This is a genomic window from Chryseobacterium sp. CG10_8 (assembly GCF_058117085.1).
In genome coordinates this window covers 1-2,732 of record NZ_JBYVEB010000195.1, presented here as the reverse complement: position 1 = coordinate 2,732, position 2,732 = coordinate 1, and the positions used below count along the sequence as shown (strand labels likewise).

Here is a 2,732-nt window from a genome sequence, read left to right as displayed (position 1 = left end):
AGAATAATTGTAACATTGCAAGAATTTTTGGCTACTTATTAATCATAATTTAAAAGTAATGAAATACATCAATAAAAAATACTTGGTCTTTGCGATGCTTTCTATTGGAAGTTTTACCTTCGCACAAGATGATTTAATCAACAAACTCAAAAATAATCAATCTCAGAATCCTAATTTTCAGTTTACTATTGTTAAAGAAATTGACAATACACCAGTGAAAAACCAAGGAAGTTCTGGTACATGTTGGAGTTATTCAGGAAATTCATTTGTGGAATCCGAAATGAAAAGAATGGGTAAAAACCCTGTCGATATTGCAGAAATTTTCACAGCCCGTAATTCCTATCATGACAAGGCAAAATTGTATGTTTTGAACAACGGAGCAATCAGTTGGGGAGACGGAGGCGAGTTACATGATGTTCTCAATATGTATAAAAAGTACGGGACAGTTCCTCAGCAAATCTATACTGGTCTTAAAGCAGGTCAAGAGAAAAACGATTTTGGTGAAATGCAGAAAAAGCTCAAACCAGTTTTAGATAGTCTCGTTACTGCATCTCAAAAAACTAAATTGTCAGATAATTGGCTAGAATCTGTAGACAAGGTTTTGGATAAATATTTGGGCAAAGTTCCAGGGAACTTTATGTATAATGGACAATATTATACGCCAATGACTTTTGCTAAAGAAGTGGTAGGACTTAACGCAGAGGATTATGTAGAGATTTCTTCATATAAAGACTATCCATATTATCAAAAATTTGTTGTTCCGATTCCGGATAACTGGAGTCATGACTCAGATTGGAATGTGCCGATGAATGATCTAACAACAATTATTGATTATGCTTTGAGTAAAGGATATACCGTTGGATGGGCTACTGACGTTTCGGAACCTTATTTTTCTTACAAAAATGGAGTTGCATATGTTCCAGATATTGATTTAAATAATATTTCTGCCACTGAAAAGCAAAATTTGTTCACTGGTCCAAAACCTGATAAGAAGATTACCGAAGATATGCGTCAAAAAGCGTTAAATAATCTTTCTACAACTGATGATCATGGAATGCATATCGTTGGAATTGCAAAAGACCAGGATGGGAAGGAGTATTATTTGGTGAAAAATTCTTGGGGTGCGACCAATGATTATGAAGGGTATCTTTTTGTTTCTAAACCTTACGTTCAGTATAAATCGACTGCAATTCTTTTGCACAAAAACGGTATTCCGAAATCCATTCTAAAAAAACTGAAACCATCTAAAAATATTGGTTTGTAAAATATTTTTAAAAATACTAAATAATAAAAGAGATGCATTTTGCATCTCTTTTTGTTTTAATAATATTCGAGAGAATCTATTTTTGACACCTTTCTAGGAAAGAGGATTTTATATTTCCAGACTATCTTCAATCTGTTGCGAATGATTAAGAGCATATTTGAATTGATCTTTGTCTAACTGTTTTTCCCAATTAGCTACAACAATTGTTGCAACCGAGTTTCCAACGAAATTGGTTAAGGCACGACATTCGCTCATAAATTTATCGATTCCCAGAATCAATGTCATTCCTGCAATTGGAAGTTCCGGAACAACAGCAAGGGTGGCAGCCAAAGTGATAAATCCCGCACCAGTTACGCCAGCAGCACCTTTGGAACTTAGCATGGCGACCAATAGAAGTAATATTTGTTTTTCAAGAGATAAGTCTATATTGAGCGCTTGTGCGATAAAAAGTGCCGCTAAAGTCATGTAGATATTAGTTCCATCAAGGTTAAATGAGTAACCAGTTGGTACAACTAACCCAACAATGGTTTTTGAGCATCCTGCTTTTTCTAATTTTTCCATAAGTGTTGGAAGAGCTGATTCGGAGGAGCTTGTTCCTAAAACCAAAAGTAATTCTTCCTTGAGATAGTGCATTAATTTGAAGATACTGAAACCATTGTACCAAGCAACACTACCAAGTACCAAAATGATAAATAATAAAGATGTTAGATAGAAGGTTAAAACTAAGAAAATCAAATTCAGTACTGATTCCAAACCATATTTTCCAATTGTAAAAGCCATTGCTCCAAACGCTCCAATTGGAGCCAATTTCATCAATATATGAACGATTTTGAAAACTGGATACGTCATTGAATGCAAAAATTTTGTCACTTTTTTGCTTTTCTTTTTGGTCATTACCAATGCTACTCCCATAAGAATCGAAATCAGCAAAACTTGCAGAATATTATCACCCACCAACGGACTGAATAGCGTTTCTGGAATAATATTAAGTAAGAAACCATCGATTGTAGTTTCATGTGCTTTTTCAGCGTACTGGCTTACATCACCAGTAAGGGAAGCGGGATCAATGTTAAGTCCCTTTCCAGGTTGGACAATATTAGCGACAACCAGACCAATAATAAGTGCTAATGTCGAAAAGGTGAAAAAATAAATTAAAGCTTTAAGGGCAATTCTTCCAACTTTTTTGAGATCAGTCATATGGGCGATTCCCAAGGTCAAAGTAATGAAGATAACTGGTGCAATAATCATTTTGACTAACTTGATGAAGCCGTCACCAAGAGGCTTCATTTTTTCTCCAACCTCCGGATAAAAATATCCTAAACAGACCCCTAATATTATAGCAATAATAACTTGGAAATAGAGCTGTTGATGTAGTTTTCTTGGTCTAACATATGACATTGTAGTGCATCTTTTGATCCTAAATATAAAAAAAATAGCTTCCATCTTATCAATGAAAGCTAAAAAAGTT

General features: G+C 34.5%; 2 protein-coding genes. One reads left to right on the top strand and one right to left on the bottom strand.

The window, feature by feature from the left end; all coding sequences use genetic code 11:
* Positions 1-58 precede the first annotated feature (58 nt).
* On the top strand, positions 59-1,264 hold the full coding sequence (locus tag AC4AGG_RS16030) for a C1 family peptidase (RefSeq protein ID WP_489773027.1): 1,206 nt from the start codon (positions 59-61) through the stop codon (positions 1,262-1,264).
* A 108-nt stretch (positions 1,265-1,372) separates the two neighbouring features.
* Here the strand turns inward: AC4AGG_RS16030 and AC4AGG_RS16025 are convergent, their stop codons facing one another.
* Positions 1,373-2,662, bottom strand: a complete 1,290-nt coding sequence (locus AC4AGG_RS16025) for a dicarboxylate/amino acid:cation symporter (RefSeq protein WP_489773028.1) — start codon at positions 2,660-2,662, stop codon at positions 1,373-1,375.
* Between the last annotated feature and the right edge of the window lie 70 nt (positions 2,663-2,732).